Source organism: Enterobacter cloacae complex sp. HYC033_NIDB (assembly GCF_056673335.1).
The window spans coordinates 2,159,671-2,175,117 of the sequence record NZ_CP115123.1 but is presented as its reverse complement, the minus strand read 5'-3'; the positions used below and the strand labels follow the sequence as shown (position 1 = coordinate 2,175,117).

The window sequence follows — 15,447 nt, the reverse complement described above, 5'->3', positions numbered from 1 at the left end:
GATAGATACAGTTGATGATTCACTGGCAGTGTGAGTGTGTGAAAAATTAATTCGTATCGCAAATTAAACACCTATTTTTTGTGATTATTGTCACCAAATATCGTATTAAACCCTCCCTTTCACTGGCTAACGACGAAAACTTATTTTATCATTCAAAAAATCAAGACGGATTGATCCGGCCTGAAAGGTTCCAGGTTACGCTTAGTTCAGGTTGCACTAATCATCCGCCCACTTTTACTTAAACTTTAGAGGTGAATAATGAGACTGATTCCCCTGGCAACAGCTGAACAAGTCGGAAAATGGGCTGCTCGTCATATCGTTAACCGCATCAACGCGTTCAAACCAACAGCCGATCGTCCTTTCGTTCTCGGTCTTCCAACCGGTGGCACGCCCCTAACCGCGTATAAAGCTCTGGTTGAAATGCACAAAGCGGGCCAGGTTAGCTTTAAACACGTTGTGACCTTCAACATGGACGAATATGTCGGCCTGCCGAAGGAACATCCGGAAAGTTACCACAGCTTTATGCACCGTAATTTCTTCGATCACGTTGATATTCCGGCTGAAAACATTAACCTGCTGAATGGAAACGCGCCTGATATTGACGCAGAATGCCGTCAGTATGAAGAAAAAATCCGTTCCTACGGTAAAATCCACCTGTTTATGGGCGGCGTAGGCAACGATGGTCATATCGCGTTCAACGAACCGGCATCTTCACTGGCTTCCCGTACCCGTATTAAAACGCTGACCCATGATACGCGCGTGGCTAACTCCCGCTTCTTTGACGGCGACGTCAATCAGGTGCCTAAATACGCGCTGACCGTGGGCGTGGGCACGCTGCTGGATGCCGAAGAAGTGATGATTCTGGTGCTGGGCGCGGTGAAAGCGCAAGCGCTTCAGGCTGCCGTTGAAGGCAACGTGAACCATATGTGGACGATCAGCTGCTTACAGCTGCATCCAAAAGCGGTTGTCGTGTGTGACGAACCGTCCACCATGGAGCTGAAAGTGAAAACGCTGAAATACTTCAACGAGCTGGAAGCTGAGAACATCAAAGGTCTGTAATTGAATAACCGCCTCTTTATATCCGGGGCGGTCGCTTTTTTTAACCGGGGGTCGATATGTACGCTTTAACCCACGGTCGGATTTATACCGGCCATGAAATTCTGGATGACCATGCGATTGTAATCGCCAATGGCCTGATTGAACGTGTTTGCCCGCTGGCGGAACTGCCGCCGGAGATCGAACAGCGTTCCCTCAATGGAGCAGTAATCTCCCCCGGTTTCATCGACGTACAGCTTAACGGCTGCGGCGGTGTCCAGTTTAACGATACCGCAGAGGCGGTATCGGTTGAAACGCTGGAAATCATGCAAAAAGCCAACGAGAAATCGGGCTGCACCAGCTATCTGCCAACGCTTATCACCAGCAGCGATGACCTGATGAAACAGGGTATCCGCGTCATGCGCGAATACCTGACAAAACATCCGAATCAGGCGCTGGGCCTGCACCTGGAAGGACCCTGGCTGAACATGGTCAAGAAAGGCACCCATAACCCAAACTACGTGCGCAAACCGGATGCCGAGCTGGTGGATTACATGTGCGCCAATGCCGATGTGATCACCAAAGTAACGCTGGCCCCGGAAATGACCGGCACGGAGGTCATCAGCAAACTGGCCGCCGCCGGGATTGTGGTGTCTGCGGGCCATTCGAACGCGACGCTGAAAGAGGCGAAGGCCGGTTTCCGCGCAGGCATTACGTTTGCCACACACCTTTATAACGCGATGCCCTATATTACTGGCCGCGAACCGGGACTGGTTGGCGCCATTCTGGATGAACCAGACGTCTACTGCGGCATTATCGCCGACGGCTTGCATGTCGATTACACCAACATCCGCAACGCCAAGCGTCTGAAAAGCGACAAGCTCTGCCTGGTAACGGATGCTACCGCTCCGGCAGGAGCGAATATTGAGCAGTTCATTTTTGCTGGTAAAACAATATACTACCGGAATGGACTGTGTGTTGATGAGAACGGCACGCTGAGCGGTTCTTCTCTGACGATGATCGAAGGGGTACGTAACCTCGTTGAACATTGCGGCATCGCGCTTGAGGAAGTGCTGCGCATGGCCACGCTTTATCCGGCGCGCGCCATTGGCGTCGATAAACAGCTCGGCGGTATTGCGCCAGGTATGGTTGCAAACCTGACGGCGTTCACACACGATTATAAAATTATTAAGACCATCGTTAATGGTAACGAGGTCGTCACTGAGTAAGTAAAAGTATGACACCAGGCGGACAAGCTCAAATCGGTAATGTCGATCTCGTTAAACAACTTAACAGCGCGGCGGTTTATCGCCTGATTGACCAGCACGGGCCAATCTCACGCATTCAGATAGCCGAACAAAGCCAGCTTGCTCCCGCCAGCGTGACAAAAATTACACGTCAGCTTATTGAGCGCGGCCTGATCAAAGAAGTCGATCAGCAGGCCTCCACCGGGGGCCGCCGCGCGATTTCCATCGTCACGGAAACCCGCAATTTTCAGGCCATTGGCGTTCGCTTAGGACGTCATGACACCACGCTTACGCTCTACGATCTGAGCAGCAAGGCCATTGCCGAAGAACACTACCCCCTTCCTGAGCGCACGCAGGAGACGCTTGAACACGCGTTGCTGAATACCATTGCGCATTTCATCGAAAGCTGTCAGCGCAAGATCCGTGAACTCATCGCCATCTCGGTGATTTTGCCCGGCCTGGTTGACCCGGAAAGCGGCGTTATTCGCTACATGCCGCATATTAAGGTAGAGAACTGGGGGCTGGTTGAGGCGCTGGAAAAGCGCTTCAAGCTGACCTGCTTTGTTGGTCACGATATTCGCTCGCTGGCGCTGGCGGAGCACTACTTTGGTGCGAGCCAGGACTGCGAAGACTCTATTCTGGTGCGCGTTCACCGTGGTACAGGTGCGGGCATCATCTCGAATGGCCGTATTTTTATTGGCCGTAACGGTAACGTAGGCGAGATTGGTCATATCCAGGTGGAACCGCTTGGCGAGCGCTGCCACTGCGGTAACTTTGGCTGTCTTGAAACCGTTGCCGCCAATGCCGCCATTGAACATCGCGTTCGCCATCTGCTGGAGCAGGGTTACCAGAGCCGCGTCACGCTGGACGATTGTAAGATCGGCGTCATCTGCAAAGCGGCAAACAAAGGCGATGCGCTGGCCTGCGAAGTGATCGAACAGGTAGGACGCCACCTGGGTAAGACCATCGCCATTGCCATCAACCTGTTTAATCCGCAGAAAGTGGTGATTGCCGGCGAGATCGTTGAAGCCGAAAAAGTGTTACTGCCCGCCATTGAAGGCTGCATCAATACCCAGGCGCTGAAGGCATTTCGCCAGAATTTGCCGGTGGTGCGATCTACGCTCGATCACCGCTCGGCAATTGGCGCATTCGCCCTGGTAAAACGTGCCATGCTCAACGGGATCCTGCTACAACATTTGCTGGAATCCTGATCGGACCTTATAGTAACGCCTTCTTTTTTTGATGTCGGATTGTCCATGACCATTAAGAATGTAATTTGTGATATCGACGGCGTGCTGATGCACGACAACGTTGCCGTGCCGGGTGCTGCGGAGTTTCTTCACCGCATCATCGACAAAGGAATGCCACTGGTTCTTCTCACGAACTACCCTTCACAGACTGGTCAGGATCTGGCAAACCGCTTTGCTACCGCAGGCGTCAACGTCCCGGACAGCGTGTTCTATACCTCTGCGATGGCGACCGCGGATTTCCTGAAGCGTCAGGAAGGCAAAAAAGCCTATGTCGTTGGTGAAGGTGCGCTGATCCACGAGCTGTATAAAGCGGGCTTCACCATCACCGACGTGAACCCGGACTTTGTCATCGTGGGCGAAACGCGCTCCTTTAACTGGGAGATGATGCATAAGGCAGCCTACTTTGTCGCCAACGGTGCGCGTTTTATCGCCACCAACCCGGACACGCACGGTCGTGGTTTTTATCCCGCCTGCGGTGCGCTGTGCGCCGGTATCGAAAAAATCTCGGGTCGTAAGCCGTTTGTTGTCGGTAAACCGAGCCCGTGGATCATCCGCGCCGCACTGAATACGATGCAGGCACACTCAGAAGAAACCGTCATCGTGGGCGACAACCTGCGTACCGATATTCTGGCTGGCTTCCAGGCGGGGCTTGAAACCATCCTGGTGCTTTCTGGCGTTTCACAGCTTGATGACATTGATACGATGCCGTTTCGGCCAAGCTGGATTTACCCCTCTGTCGACGAAATCGACGTTATTTGATTCAGAACCACGCCTCAGGGCGTGGTTTTTCATTTCTGCTGTCTGAAAACATCACTTCATCTAACGAAATCAGCCCTTCATTGAGAAATCATCAATAATATCGCTTAACACATACTCTTTTTTTAAGATTCGGCAATTGCCATTGCACTTTTTACGTTTTCATCGGTAAAACGCTTGCGCCCCCTCCCCCTTTTGCGGCATTTTCATAAGCAAGCAACATCACAACGCAACAGGGTTAACGGAGAAGGTTATGTGTTCTATTTTTGGCGTACTGGATATTAAAACTGACGCGGGCGAACTGCGTAAAAAAGCACTCGAATTGTCCCGCCTGATGCGCCATCGCGGTCCGGACTGGTCAGGCGTATACGCCAGCGATAAAGCGATTCTGGCTCATGAACGTCTCTCCATTGTTGATGTCAACGCTGGCGCACAGCCGCTGTATAACGAGAAAAAAACGCACGCGCTGGCTGTTAACGGTGAAATTTACAACCATCAGGCGCTGCGTGCCGAGTACGGCGATCGCTACGCGTTTCAGACCGGCTCAGACTGCGAAGTGATCCTGGCGCTGTATCAGGAGAAAGGCCCGGAGTTCCTCGACGATCTGCAAGGTATGTTCGCCTTCGCGCTGTACGACAGCGAAAAAGACGCTTACCTGATTGGCCGCGACCATATCGGTATTATCCCGCTGTACATGGGACACGATGAGCACGGCAACTTCTACGTTGCCTCAGAGATGAAAGCCCTGGTACCGGTGTGCCGCACCATCAAAGAGTTCCCGGCAGGTAGCTACCTGTGGAGTAAAGACGGCGAGATCCGCCCGTACTACCAGCGCGACTGGTTTGATTATGAGGCGGTGAAAGACAACGTGACGGACAAAGCCGAACTGCGTCAGGCCCTGGAAGAGTCAGTGAAAAGCCACCTGATGTCAGACGTACCTTACGGCGTACTGCTCTCCGGCGGTCTGGACTCCTCCGTGATCTCCGCGATCACCAAGAAATTCGCCGCACGTCGCGTGGAAGATCAGGAGCGCTCTGAAGCCTGGTGGCCGCAGCTGCACTCCTTTGCCGTGGGTCTGGAAGGGGCACCTGACCTGAAAGCCGCCCAGGAAGTGGCAAATCATCTCGGCACGGTGCACCATGAAATTCACTTCACCGTACAGGAAGGTCTGGATGCGATCCGCGATGTGATCTATCACATTGAAACCTATGATGTGACCACCATTCGCGCCTCCACGCCGATGTATTTGATGTCGCGGAAGATCAAAGCGATGGGCATCAAGATGGTGCTCTCCGGCGAGGGTTCTGACGAAGTATTTGGCGGTTACCTCTATTTCCACAAAGCGCCAAACGCCAAAGAGCTGCATGAAGAAACGGTGCGTAAGCTACAGGCGCTGCACATGTTTGACTGCGCGCGCGCCAACAAAGCGATGTCCGCCTGGGGTGTGGAAGCCCGCGTGCCGTTCCTCGATAAGAAATTCCTTGATGTGGCGATGCGCATCAACCCGCAGGACAAAATGTGCGGCAACGGCAAAATGGAGAAACATATCCTGCGAGAATGTTTTGAATCCTACCTGCCGGCGAGCGTGGCGTGGCGTCAGAAAGAGCAGTTCTCGGATGGCGTGGGTTACAGCTGGATCGACACCCTGAAAGAGGTGGCGGCGAAACAGGTTTCTGATCAACAACTGGAAACTGCGAGCTTCCGTTTCCCGTACAACACGCCAGCCTCGAAAGAAGCGTATTTGTACCGTGAGATCTTTGAGGAGCTGTTCCCGGTTCCAAGCGCAGCAGAGTGCGTACCGGGTGGCCCATCGGTCGCCTGCTCTTCTGCTAAAGCCATTGAATGGGATGAATCATTCAAAGCGATGAACGATCCGTCAGGACGCGCGGTGGGCGTTCACCAGTCTGCCTATAAATAATGTTCAGAGTATCATCAGGCCCTCCGGGGCCTGATTTTTTTGCCTCTCTTTTCTCCGCATAAAATCGATTAATAACCAATAATTGTCGAATATTCGGCCTCGCTGTTCGCAACCTAACCAAACAGTCACATTCCGGCTATTTTCATTGAAAAAGGTGTTGACGCTGCAAGGGTCTATACGCATAATGCGCCCCGCAACGCCGATAAGGTAACGCGAAAAAAAGATGGCTACGTAGCTCAGTTGGTTAGAGCACATCACTCATAATGATGGGGTCACAGGTTCGAATCCCGTCGTAGCCACCATCTTTTTTGCGGGAGTGGCGAAATTGGTAGACGCACCAGATTTAGGTTCTGGCGCCGCAAGGTGTGCGAGTTCAAGTCTCGCCTCCCGCACCATTCCCAGGTAAGCGTTGCACGGATGGGGTATCGCCAAGCGGTAAGGCACCGGTTTTTGATACCGGCATTCCCTGGTTCGAATCCAGGTACCCCAGCCATATTTCTTCGATTATGCGGTTCTCCGCGGTATTGGGGTATCGCCAAGCGGTAAGGCACCGGTTTTTGATACCGGCATTCCCTGGTTCGAATCCAGGTACCCCAGCCATCGAAGATTGCAGTACTGGCTACGTAGCTCAGTTGGTTAGAGCACATCACTCATAATGATGGGGTCACAGGTTCGAATCCCGTCGTAGCCACCATATTTATGTTATCGAATACGATTCGGTAAACTGAACATTGTTGGGGTATCGCCAAGCGGTAAGGCACCGGATTCTGATTCCGGCATTCCGAGGTTCGAATCCTCGTACCCCAGCCACTTTAAAGTCGTTAAGCAGTTTGTTTAACGCAATTGGGGTGTCGCCAAGCGGTAAGGCTCTGGTTTCTGATACCAGCATTCCGGGGTTCGAATCCCTGCACCCCAGCCACTTAAAACAAACAAGCCCGCTCTGCGGGCTTTTTTGTTTTTGTTGTTCAGAATAGTGCGGCCTGATGCCCTCACCCTAACCCTCTCCCACGGGGAGAGGGAATAAAGATCAGAGTCCGAGGGCGTATTTCAGGGCCTGACGCTTCAGCCCACCGGCACGCTCCGCCGCCATCAATCCAATATTGCGCACTATACGCACCGGACCAACATCATTGCTGAACCCGGCATAGAACAGATCCATCCCCGACTGCATAATGAAGTTATCCGCCATACGGCGCGTCTGGTAGCGCTTCAGTACCTGATGGCTGGCCCAGGCTTCCGCGTGGGCGCGAGCGTTACCCAGCACATCCAGTAACGCATCGACGTCACGGTATCCCAGATTCACCCCCTGCCCCGCCAGCGGATGAATGGTGTGCGCCGCGTCCCCCACCAGCACCAGTCCTTCACGGGCATACTGCAACGCATGGCGTCGCATCAGCGGGAATGCGCCGGCGGCAACCGGGGTCACGTTGCCCAGACGGCTCGGGAAGTGCTGGCGGATTTCGCGCTGCAACTGATCCATGGACAGCCCCTGCAACTGTCGAATGCGCGCCGGTTTGTCGTACCACACCAGCGAAGCCCAGTTATCAAACAGCGGTAAGAATGCATGCGGGCCGTTCGGCGTAAAATGCTGCCAGGTGCTTTCGCCCGGCGCGTTTTCTGACTGCACGGTGATCAGCATGCAGGACTGCTGGTACTGCCAGGCATGGATCCCAATGCCTGCCATCTGCCTGACCTGCGAGTTCGCGCCATCCGCCCCCACCACCAGCTTCACGGCCAGCTCATCGTCGTTGTCCAGCGTCAGGAGATATCCGCTCTCATGACGATGCAGGCCTTTCAGCGAGTCCGGAACGCGCAGCGTCACCTTCGGGTGCGCCTCCAGCGCCTGCCAGAGTGCCTGCTGGAGCACGTTGTTTTCCACCATATAGCCCAGGCGCGGCAGTTTCAGCTCGGCGGCATCAAACGACACGTGAGCATTTTCCCACTCCCAGGTTTCAAGACGGCTGTATGGGTGCGCGCGCATCGCCAGCACCGCCTCCCAGACGCCCAGCCCGCGAAGCAGATCAACAGAGGCCGCGCTGATGGCGGAAATACGCACGTCCGGTTGGCTGGCAGGATCGAATGCCGGCGGAGCCGCCTGTTCAATAACGGTTACGTCAAATCCCTGCTGCGCCAGCCCCAGCGCCAGTGCGCCGCCGACCATACCGCCGCCAACAACGGCAACTTCGGTGTTCAGGAGTGTCATGGTCACTATTCCTTATTGGAGAATACCTTAAGTTTACCGGATTTTTGCGGCCCTGAGGTTGACAACCTTCATACTGGTCACAACCGCACCAAAGCATTACAATACGCGGCTTGCAATCCTGAGCTGAGCAAGTCGATGACTAAAAAACTCCATATAAAAACCTGGGGCTGTCAGATGAACGAATACGATTCATCGAAGATGGCCGATCTGCTGGATACCACCCACGGATACCAGCTGACTGAAAATGCGAAAGAAGCCGATGTGCTGCTGCTGAACACCTGTTCAATTCGTGAAAAAGCACAGGAAAAAGTCTTTCATGTGTTAGGCCGCTGGAAGCTTCTCAAACGGAAAAATCCGGACCTGATCATTGGCGTGGGTGGCTGCGTCGCATCGCAGGAAGGTAAGCTGATCCGCCAGAGAGCCCCCTATGTGGATATCGTTTTTGGCCCTCAGACCCTGCACCGCCTGCCAGAGATGATTAATCAGGTTCGCGGCAGCCGTAGCCCGGTGGTTGACGTGAGCTTCCCGGAGATCGAGAAATTTGACCGTCTGCCTGAGCCGCGCGCTGATGGCCCGACCGCCTTCGTCTCCATCATGGAAGGCTGCAACAAATACTGTACTTACTGCGTGGTGCCTTACACCCGCGGTGAAGAAGTGAGCCGCCCGGCAGACGATATTCTGTTTGAAATCGCGCAGCTTGCCGCGCAGGGCGTTCGTGAAGTGAACCTGCTGGGTCAGAACGTTAACGCCTGGCGCGGGGAAAACTACGACGGCACCACCGGCAGCTTTGCTGAACTGCTGCGTCTGGTGGCGGCGATTGACGGCATTGACCGTATTCGCTTTACCACCAGCCATCCGATGGAATTTACCGACGACATTATTGACGTCTATCGCGATACGCCAGAGCTGGTAAGCTTCCTGCACCTGCCGATCCAGTGCGGCTCTGACCGCGTGCTGAACCTGATGGGTCGTCCACATACGGTGCTGGAGTATAAGTCCACCATCCGCAAGCTGCGTGAAGCGCGCCCGGATATCCAGATTAGCTCCGACTTTATCGTCGGCTTCCCTGGCGAAACCGCTGATGACTTCGAGCGCACCATGAAGCTTATCGGCGAGGTGAATTTCGACGTCAGCTACAGCTTTATCTTCTCTGCGCGCCCGGGCACCCCTGCGGCCGATATGGTTGACGATGTGCCGGAAGAAGAGAAAAAGCAGCGTCTGTATATTCTACAGGAGCGTATCAACCAGCAGGCCAACGCCTGGAGTCGTCGTATGCTCGGCACTGTCCAGCGTATTCTGGTGGAAGGCACCTCCCGTAAAAGCGTCATGGAACTGTCTGGTCGAACCGAAAATAACCGCGTGGTGAATTTTGAAGGCACCCCGGACATGATCGGTAAGTTTGTGGACGTCGAGATTGTCGAAGTACTCACGAACTCGCTGCGCGGGAAGGTGGTACGCACTGAGGACGAAATGGGTCTGCGAATTGCACAGACTCCGGAATCCGTTATCTCTCGCACCCGCAAAGTCAACGATTCTGGCGTGGGTATTTACCAGCCTTGATCCTTCTGGCCTGCCTGTCCGGCAGGCCTTGTATTTCCTCTCATCGCCCCCAATATCTACCGCAACGCTTGCGCCTTTATTCTGTGGCGTGAATAATTTCGGTAATGACCGTTTTATTACGCCGTGTGGCCACAGGTCAGTTAACCAATTAAAGAGGAACAGTTTGAACATAGATACGCGTGAAATTAGCCTTGAGCCCGCAGACAACGCTCGCCTGCTGAGCCTGTGCGGGCCGTTTGATGACAATATCAAACAACTGGAGCGACGTCTGGGTATCGAAATCAATCGTCGCGATAACCATTTCAAACTCACCGGACGCCCAATCTGCGTCAACGCCGCGGCAGATATTCTCCGCAGCCTGTATGTTGATACCGCCCCGATGCGCGGTGAGATCCAGGATATTGAACCTGAACAGATCCACCTGGCCATTAAAGAGGCGCGCGTGCTTGAGCAGAGCGCGGAAAGCGTGCCGGACTATGGCAAAGCCATCAACATCAAAACTAAACGCGGCGTGATTAAGCCTCGTACCCCGAACCAGGCGCAGTACATCGCCAACATTCTCGACCACGACATCACCTTCGGCGTAGGCCCGGCGGGTACGGGTAAAACCTATCTGGCGGTTGCCGCTGCGGTTGATGCGCTCGAGCGTCAGGAGATCCGCCGTATCCTGCTGACCCGCCCTGCTGTTGAAGCCGGTGAAAAACTGGGCTTCCTGCCGGGCGATTTGAGTCAGAAAGTAGATCCCTACCTGCGTCCGCTGTATGACGCGCTGTTCGAAATGCTCGGCTTCGAGAAAGTTGAAAAGCTCATCGAGCGTAACGTGATTGAAGTTGCTCCGCTGGCCTACATGCGTGGCCGTACGCTTAACGACGCGTTCATCATTCTGGATGAGAGCCAGAACACCACCATCGAACAGATGAAGATGTTCCTGACGCGTATTGGCTTTAACTCGAAAGCGGTTATCACCGGTGACGTCACCCAGATTGACCTGCCGCGTAACACCAAATCGGGTCTGCGTCACGCCATCGAAGTCCTGGCCGAGGTAGAGGAAATCAGCTTTAACTTCTTCCACAGTGAAGACGTGGTACGCCATCCCGTGGTCGCGCGTATCGTTAACGCTTATGAGGCCTGGGAAGAGGCAGATCAGCAGCGCAGGGCCGAACTGGCCGCAGAACGTAAGCGCGAAGCGCAGGAGCATGAACAGAAATGAGTCAGGTGATCCTCGATTTACAGCTGGCCTGTGATGATAATTCCGGCATGCCAGAAGAGGCACAGTTTCAGAAATGGCTGGATGCCGTTATCCCCCAGTTTCAGGAAGAATCAGAGGTCACGATTCGCCTGGTGGATGAAGCAGAAAGCCATGAGCTCAACCTGACCTACCGCGGGAAAGATAAGCCGACCAACGTGCTCTCTTTCCCGTTCGAAGCCCCTCCGGGCATTGAGATGCCGCTGCTGGGCGATCTGATCATCTGCCGTCAGGTGGTTGAGCAGGAAGCCAAAGAGCAGCAAAAGCCGCTGGAAGCGCACTGGGCACACATGGTGGTGCACGGTAGCCTGCATCTTCTGGGTTACGACCATATTGAAGATGACGAAGCGGAAGAGATGGAATCCCTCGAGACAGAGATAATGCTTGCTCTGGGCTATGAGGATCCGTACATTGCCGAGAAAGAATAGTCAGTCACTGACTACCATGCCGCCGCGCAGGGACATAGCGCGGCGGTTAACATTGAACTAACAAGAGAACCCTTAACAAACGCCATGAGCGACGACAATTCACACAGTAGCGACACGACAACCACTAAAAAGGGATTTTTCTCCCTCATTCTGAACCAGCTTTTCCACGGCGAACCGAAAAACCGTGATGAACTGCTGGAGCTGATTCGTGATTCCGGGCAGAACGACCTTATCGACGAAGATACGCGCGAAATGCTCGAAGGGGTGATGGACATCGCCGACCAGCGCGTCCGCGACATCATGATCCCCCGCTCGCAGATGATTACCCTGAAACGCAACCAGACGCTGGACGAGTGCCTCGATGTGATTATCGAATCGGCTCACTCACGTTTCCCGGTCATCAGCGAAGACAAAGATCACATTGAAGGGATTTTGATGGCGAAAGATCTGCTGCCGTTTATGCGCAGCGATGCCGAAGCCTTCAGTATGGAAAAGGTGTTACGCCCGGCCGTGGTTGTGCCGGAAAGTAAACGTGTGGATCGGATGCTGAAGGAGTTTCGCTCCCAGCGCTATCACATGGCGATTGTTATTGATGAATTTGGTGGCGTTTCCGGTCTGGTCACAATCGAAGACATCCTTGAGCTGATCGTGGGCGAAATCGAAGATGAGTATGACGAAGAAGAGGATATCGACTTCCGTCAGCTGAGCCGCCACACCTGGACCGTGCGCGCGCTGGCCTCCATTGAAGACTTCAACGATACCTTTGGCACCAGCTTCAGCGATGAAGAAGTGGACACCATTGGTGGTCTGGTGATGCAGGCCTTCGGCCATCTTCCTGCCCGCGGTGAAACCGTTGACATCGATGGTTACCAGTTCAAGGTCGCAATGGCTGACAGCCGACGTATTATTCAGGTTCACGTCAGAATGCCGGACGACTCACCGGTGCCAAAACTGGAAGATTAATGTAAATGGCATTTGCCCCACTCTTTGAACGCCAGCGCGTCCGTTTGCTGCTGGCGCTGTTACTCGGAGCCAGCGGTACGCTGGCTTTTTCTCCTTACGATATCTGGCCAGCCGCTATTCTCTCCCTGATGGGGCTACAGGGTCTTACCCTGAACCGTCGTCCGGTACAGGCCGCGGCCATTGGCTACTTCTGGGGGCTGGGGCTGTTCGGCTCTGGTATCAACTGGGTCTACGTCAGTATCGCGCAATTTGGCGGAATGCCGGGGCCGGTTAACGTCTTCCTGGTTGTGCTGCTCGCCGCCTATCTCTCACTCTACACCGGCCTGTTCGCGGGCATCCTGTCTCGCCTGTGGCCAAAAACGACCTGGCTGCGCGTGGCGATAGCGGCACCCGTTGTCTGGCAAATCACCGAATTTCTGCGCGGCTGGGTACTGACCGGCTTCCCGTGGTTGCAGTTCGGCTATAGCCAGGTAGACGGCCCGCTGAAAGGCCTGGCCCCGGTCATGGGCGTGGAGGCGATCAACTTCCTGCTCATGGCGGTCAGCGGCCTTCTGGTGCTGGCTCTGGTGACACGTAACTGGAAGCCGCTGGTTGCCGCGTTGATCCTGTTTGCCCTGCCCTTCCCGCTGCGTTATATCCAGTGGTTTACGCTGGAGCCCGCGCGCGCCACGCAGGTTTCTCTGGTACAGGGCGATATCCCGCAGTCCCTGAAATGGGATGAGAATCAGCTGCTGAACACGCTGAAAATCTACGCCAACGCCACTGAAAAGGTGATGGGCAAATCGCAGCTCATCATCTGGCCTGAGTCTGCGATCCCGGACCTGGAGATCAATCAGCAGCCCTTCCTGAAGATGATGGACGATCTGCTGCGCGCGCGCGGCAGTACGCTGATCACCGGAATTGTGGATGCGCGTCTCAATCAGCAGAACCGCTATGACACGTACAACACGATCATTACGCTCGGTAAGGACAGCGAATACAGCTATACCTCCACCAATCGCTACAACAAAAACCACCTTGTACCGTTTGGCGAATTTGTTCCGCTGGAGTCTATTCTGCGCCCACTGGCACCGTTCTTTGATTTGCCGATGTCCTCATTCAGCCGGGGCCCTTACGTTCAGCCGCAGCTGCATGCGCACGGTTTTGCCCTGACGGCCGCCATTTGCTACGAGATTATCCTCGGCGAGCAGGTGCGCGATAATTTCCGCCCGGACACCGACTATCTGCTGACCATCTCAAACGATGCGTGGTTCGGTAAATCGATTGGCCCGTGGCAGCACTTCCAGATGGCGCGAATGCGTTCTCTGGAGCTGGCACGTCCGTTGCTGCGCAGCACCAATAACGGCATTACCGCCGTGATTGGTCCGCAAGGTGAAATCCAGGCCATGATCCCGCAATTTACCCGTGAGGTGCTGACTACTAACGTCACGCCAACTACCGGGCTTACGCCTTACGCGCGCACCGGGAACTGGCCGCTGTGGATTTTGACCTTGCTGTTCGGCTTTGGCGCCGTACTGATGAGCCTGCGTCAGCGTCGTAAATAACCTTACCTTCTGTTGCCGGGTGGCGGCTACGCCTTACCCGGCCTACTCTCCGCCGCCGCCACCCGATAATTTCCTCCCAAACTTCAATTCTGGCACGCCTGTTGCTTTGTTTATTCATATCAACGCTGTCTGGCTTAACGTGCAACTTTGTCGCACCAGCGTAGATCATCGGTAGCACCGAAACGGTGCAACGAGGGATTATTGCCTCTGAATGGTGCGGCGCGCTTCGCAAAAATAAACAATAACGCAGCAAAATCTTTACATTAAGCCAGACTAAATGTTAACAAGCTTGCATAACACTGCACTCGCATTGCGCGAGATATAACAACATCACAATGGGTATCTATGCGTCACTGGCGCTGATAAGAAAGGAGTTGGGTATGCAATTACGTAAACTGGCCACAGCAATGCTGGTTATGGGAATGTCTGCGGGGGTTGTCCACGCTGAAGACGCTCCGGCAGCAGGAAGCACTCTCGACAAGATTGCCAAAAACGGCGTGATCGTGGTCGGCCACCGTGAATCTTCTGTCCCGTTCTCTTACTACGACAACACGCAAAAAGTCGTGGGCTATTCACAGGATTACTCCAACGCCATCGTTGAAGCCGTGAAGAAAAAGCTGAACAAACCTGACCTGCAAGTGAAGCTGATCCCCATCACTTCACAAAACCGTATTCCTCTGCTGCAAAACGGCACATTTGATTTTGAATGTGGCTCAACCACCAACAACCTTGAGCGTCAGAAACAGGCCGCTTTCTCGGACACCATCTTCGTTGTGGGCACCCGCCTGCTGACGAAGAAAGGCGGCGACATCAAAGATTTTGCTGACCTGAAAGGCAAAGCGGTTGTCGTGACCTCCGGTACCACGTCCGAAGTGCTGCTGCACAAGCTGAACGACGAGAAGAAAATGGACATGCGCATCATCAGCGCGAAAGACCATGGCGACTCCTTCCGTACCCTGGAAAGCGGCCGTGCTGTCGCGTTTATGATGGATGACGCCCTGCTGGCGGGCGAACGCGCGAAAGCGAAGAAACCAGATAACTGGGAAATCGTCGGTACCGCCCAGTCGAAAGAAGCCTACGGCTGTATGCTGCGTAAAGGTGACGAGGACTTCAAGAAACTGATCGATGACACCATCGCTCAGGCGCAAACCTCCGGCGAAGCGGCAAAATGGTTCGACAAATGGTTCAAGAACCCAATTCCACCAAAAAACCTGAACATGAACTTTGAACTGTCTGACGACATGAAAGCGCTGTTCAAATCACCAAACGACAAAGCTCTTAACTAATTAGAACGACA

12 protein-coding genes and 7 tRNA genes are annotated in these 15,447 nt (G+C 54.1%); 18 read left to right on the top strand and 1 reads right to left on the bottom strand.

Features of this window, described 5'->3' with window-relative positions:
• The first annotated feature begins 258 nt into the window (after nucleotides 1-258).
• The 12 genes from nagB (at nucleotide 259) to O1721_RS10375 (ending at nucleotide 7,125) form a co-directional block, all read left to right on the top strand.
• On the top strand, nucleotides 259-1,059 hold the full coding sequence (gene nagB, locus O1721_RS10430) for a glucosamine-6-phosphate deaminase (protein ID WP_003858663.1): 801 nt from the start codon (nucleotides 259-261) through the stop codon (nucleotides 1,057-1,059).
• Nucleotides 1,060-1,115: 56 nt separating this feature from the next.
• Nucleotides 1,116-2,264, top strand: coding sequence for an N-acetylglucosamine-6-phosphate deacetylase (gene nagA, locus O1721_RS10425; RefSeq protein WP_032647704.1), 1,149 nt, complete (start codon nucleotides 1,116-1,118; stop codon nucleotides 2,262-2,264).
• Between the two features lie 8 nt (nucleotides 2,265-2,272).
• On the top strand, nucleotides 2,273-3,493 hold the full coding sequence (gene nagC / locus O1721_RS10420) for a DNA-binding transcriptional regulator NagC (protein WP_032647702.1): 1,221 nt from the start codon (nucleotides 2,273-2,275) through the stop codon (nucleotides 3,491-3,493).
• 45 nt (nucleotides 3,494-3,538) lie between these two features.
• Nucleotides 3,539-4,291, top strand: a complete 753-nt coding sequence (nagD, locus tag O1721_RS10415) for a ribonucleotide monophosphatase NagD (protein ID WP_003858667.1) — start codon at nucleotides 3,539-3,541, stop codon at nucleotides 4,289-4,291.
• A gap of 250 nt (nucleotides 4,292-4,541) precedes the next feature.
• Entirely contained in the window at nucleotides 4,542-6,206 is a 1,665-nt protein-coding gene (asnB, locus tag O1721_RS10410) for an asparagine synthase B (RefSeq protein ID WP_015571128.1), read from the top strand.
• Nucleotides 6,207-6,431: 225 nt separating this feature from the next.
• Nucleotides 6,432-6,508 (top strand) — tRNA-Met (locus tag O1721_RS10405).
• Nucleotides 6,509-6,516: 8 nt separating this feature from the next.
• Nucleotides 6,517-6,601 (top strand) — tRNA-Leu (locus O1721_RS10400).
• Nucleotides 6,602-6,624: 23 nt separating this feature from the next.
• A tRNA-Gln gene (locus O1721_RS10395) sits at nucleotides 6,625-6,699 on the top strand.
• Nucleotides 6,700-6,731: 32 nt separating this feature from the next.
• A tRNA-Gln gene (locus O1721_RS10390) sits at nucleotides 6,732-6,806 on the top strand.
• Between the two features lie 17 nt (nucleotides 6,807-6,823).
• Nucleotides 6,824-6,900, top strand: a tRNA-Met gene (locus O1721_RS10385).
• A gap of 41 nt (nucleotides 6,901-6,941) precedes the next feature.
• A tRNA-Gln gene (locus tag O1721_RS10380) sits at nucleotides 6,942-7,016 on the top strand.
• 34 nt (nucleotides 7,017-7,050) lie between these two features.
• Nucleotides 7,051-7,125 (top strand) — tRNA-Gln (locus tag O1721_RS10375).
• Between the two features lie 108 nt (nucleotides 7,126-7,233).
• On the opposite strand, the gene ubiF is transcribed toward O1721_RS10375, so the two are convergent.
• Nucleotides 7,234-8,409: a 3-demethoxyubiquinol 3-hydroxylase gene (gene ubiF / locus O1721_RS10370; RefSeq protein WP_032647700.1), complete on the bottom strand. Its 1,176-nt coding sequence runs from the start codon at nucleotides 8,407-8,409 to the stop codon at nucleotides 7,234-7,236.
• A gap of 135 nt (nucleotides 8,410-8,544) precedes the next feature.
• Here ubiF and miaB point away from each other — a divergent pair, with 135 nt between their 5' ends.
• The 6 genes from miaB to O1721_RS10340 all read left to right on the top strand — a co-directional run bounded on the left by miaB (nucleotide 8,545) and on the right by O1721_RS10340 (nucleotide 15,436).
• The gene (gene miaB / locus O1721_RS10365; protein WP_015571130.1) at nucleotides 8,545-9,969 is read left to right on the top strand and encodes a tRNA (N6-isopentenyl adenosine(37)-C2)-methylthiotransferase MiaB; all 1,425 of its coding nucleotides are present in this window, start codon (nucleotides 8,545-8,547) and stop codon (nucleotides 9,967-9,969) included.
• A 163-nt stretch (nucleotides 9,970-10,132) separates the two neighbouring features.
• A complete protein-coding gene (locus O1721_RS10360) occupies nucleotides 10,133-11,179 on the top strand; it encodes a PhoH family protein (RefSeq protein WP_032647698.1) in 1,047 nt (348 codons plus the stop codon).
• A complete protein-coding gene (gene ybeY / locus O1721_RS10355) occupies nucleotides 11,176-11,643 on the top strand; it encodes an rRNA maturation RNase YbeY (RefSeq protein WP_017694310.1) in 468 nt (155 codons plus the stop codon). The genes O1721_RS10360 and ybeY overlap by 4 nt, the downstream gene beginning before the upstream one ends.
• An 84-nt stretch (nucleotides 11,644-11,727) precedes the next feature.
• Entirely contained in the window at nucleotides 11,728-12,606 is an 879-nt protein-coding gene (gene corC / locus O1721_RS10350; RefSeq protein WP_003858679.1) for a CNNM family magnesium/cobalt transport protein CorC, read from the top strand.
• 5 nt (nucleotides 12,607-12,611) lie between these two features.
• Nucleotides 12,612-14,150, top strand: coding sequence for an apolipoprotein N-acyltransferase (lnt, locus tag O1721_RS10345; protein ID WP_017382463.1), 1,539 nt, complete (start codon nucleotides 12,612-12,614; stop codon nucleotides 14,148-14,150).
• Between the two features lie 380 nt (nucleotides 14,151-14,530).
• Nucleotides 14,531-15,436: an amino acid ABC transporter substrate-binding protein gene (locus O1721_RS10340; protein WP_003858681.1), complete on the top strand. Its 906-nt coding sequence runs from the start codon at nucleotides 14,531-14,533 to the stop codon at nucleotides 15,434-15,436.
• Nucleotides 15,437-15,447 lie beyond the last annotated feature (11 nt).

Excerpts from the sequence above, each read along its gene's own strand:
- O1721_RS10340 (WP_003858681.1), top strand. The coding sequence starts at position 14,531 with ATGCAATTACGTAAACTGGCCACAGCAATGCTGGTTATGGGAATGTCT.
- lnt (WP_017382463.1), top strand. The coding sequence starts at position 12,612 with ATGGCATTTGCCCCACTCTTTGAACGCCAGCGCGTCCGTTTGCTGCTG.
- corC (WP_003858679.1), top strand. The coding sequence starts at position 11,728 with ATGAGCGACGACAATTCACACAGTAGCGACACGACAACCACTAAAAAG.
- ubiF (WP_032647700.1), bottom strand. The coding sequence starts at position 8,409 with ATGACACTCCTGAACACCGAAGTTGCCGTTGTTGGCGGCGGTATGGTC.
- nagD (WP_003858667.1), top strand. The coding sequence starts at position 3,539 with ATGACCATTAAGAATGTAATTTGTGATATCGACGGCGTGCTGATGCAC.
- asnB (WP_015571128.1), top strand. The coding sequence starts at position 4,542 with ATGTGTTCTATTTTTGGCGTACTGGATATTAAAACTGACGCGGGCGAA.
- nagB (WP_003858663.1), top strand. The coding sequence starts at position 259 with ATGAGACTGATTCCCCTGGCAACAGCTGAACAAGTCGGAAAATGGGCT.
- miaB (WP_015571130.1), top strand. The coding sequence starts at position 8,545 with ATGACTAAAAAACTCCATATAAAAACCTGGGGCTGTCAGATGAACGAA.
- ybeY (WP_017694310.1), top strand. The coding sequence starts at position 11,176 with ATGAGTCAGGTGATCCTCGATTTACAGCTGGCCTGTGATGATAATTCC.
- nagC (WP_032647702.1), top strand. The coding sequence starts at position 2,273 with ATGACACCAGGCGGACAAGCTCAAATCGGTAATGTCGATCTCGTTAAA.
- nagA (WP_032647704.1), top strand. The coding sequence starts at position 1,116 with ATGTACGCTTTAACCCACGGTCGGATTTATACCGGCCATGAAATTCTG.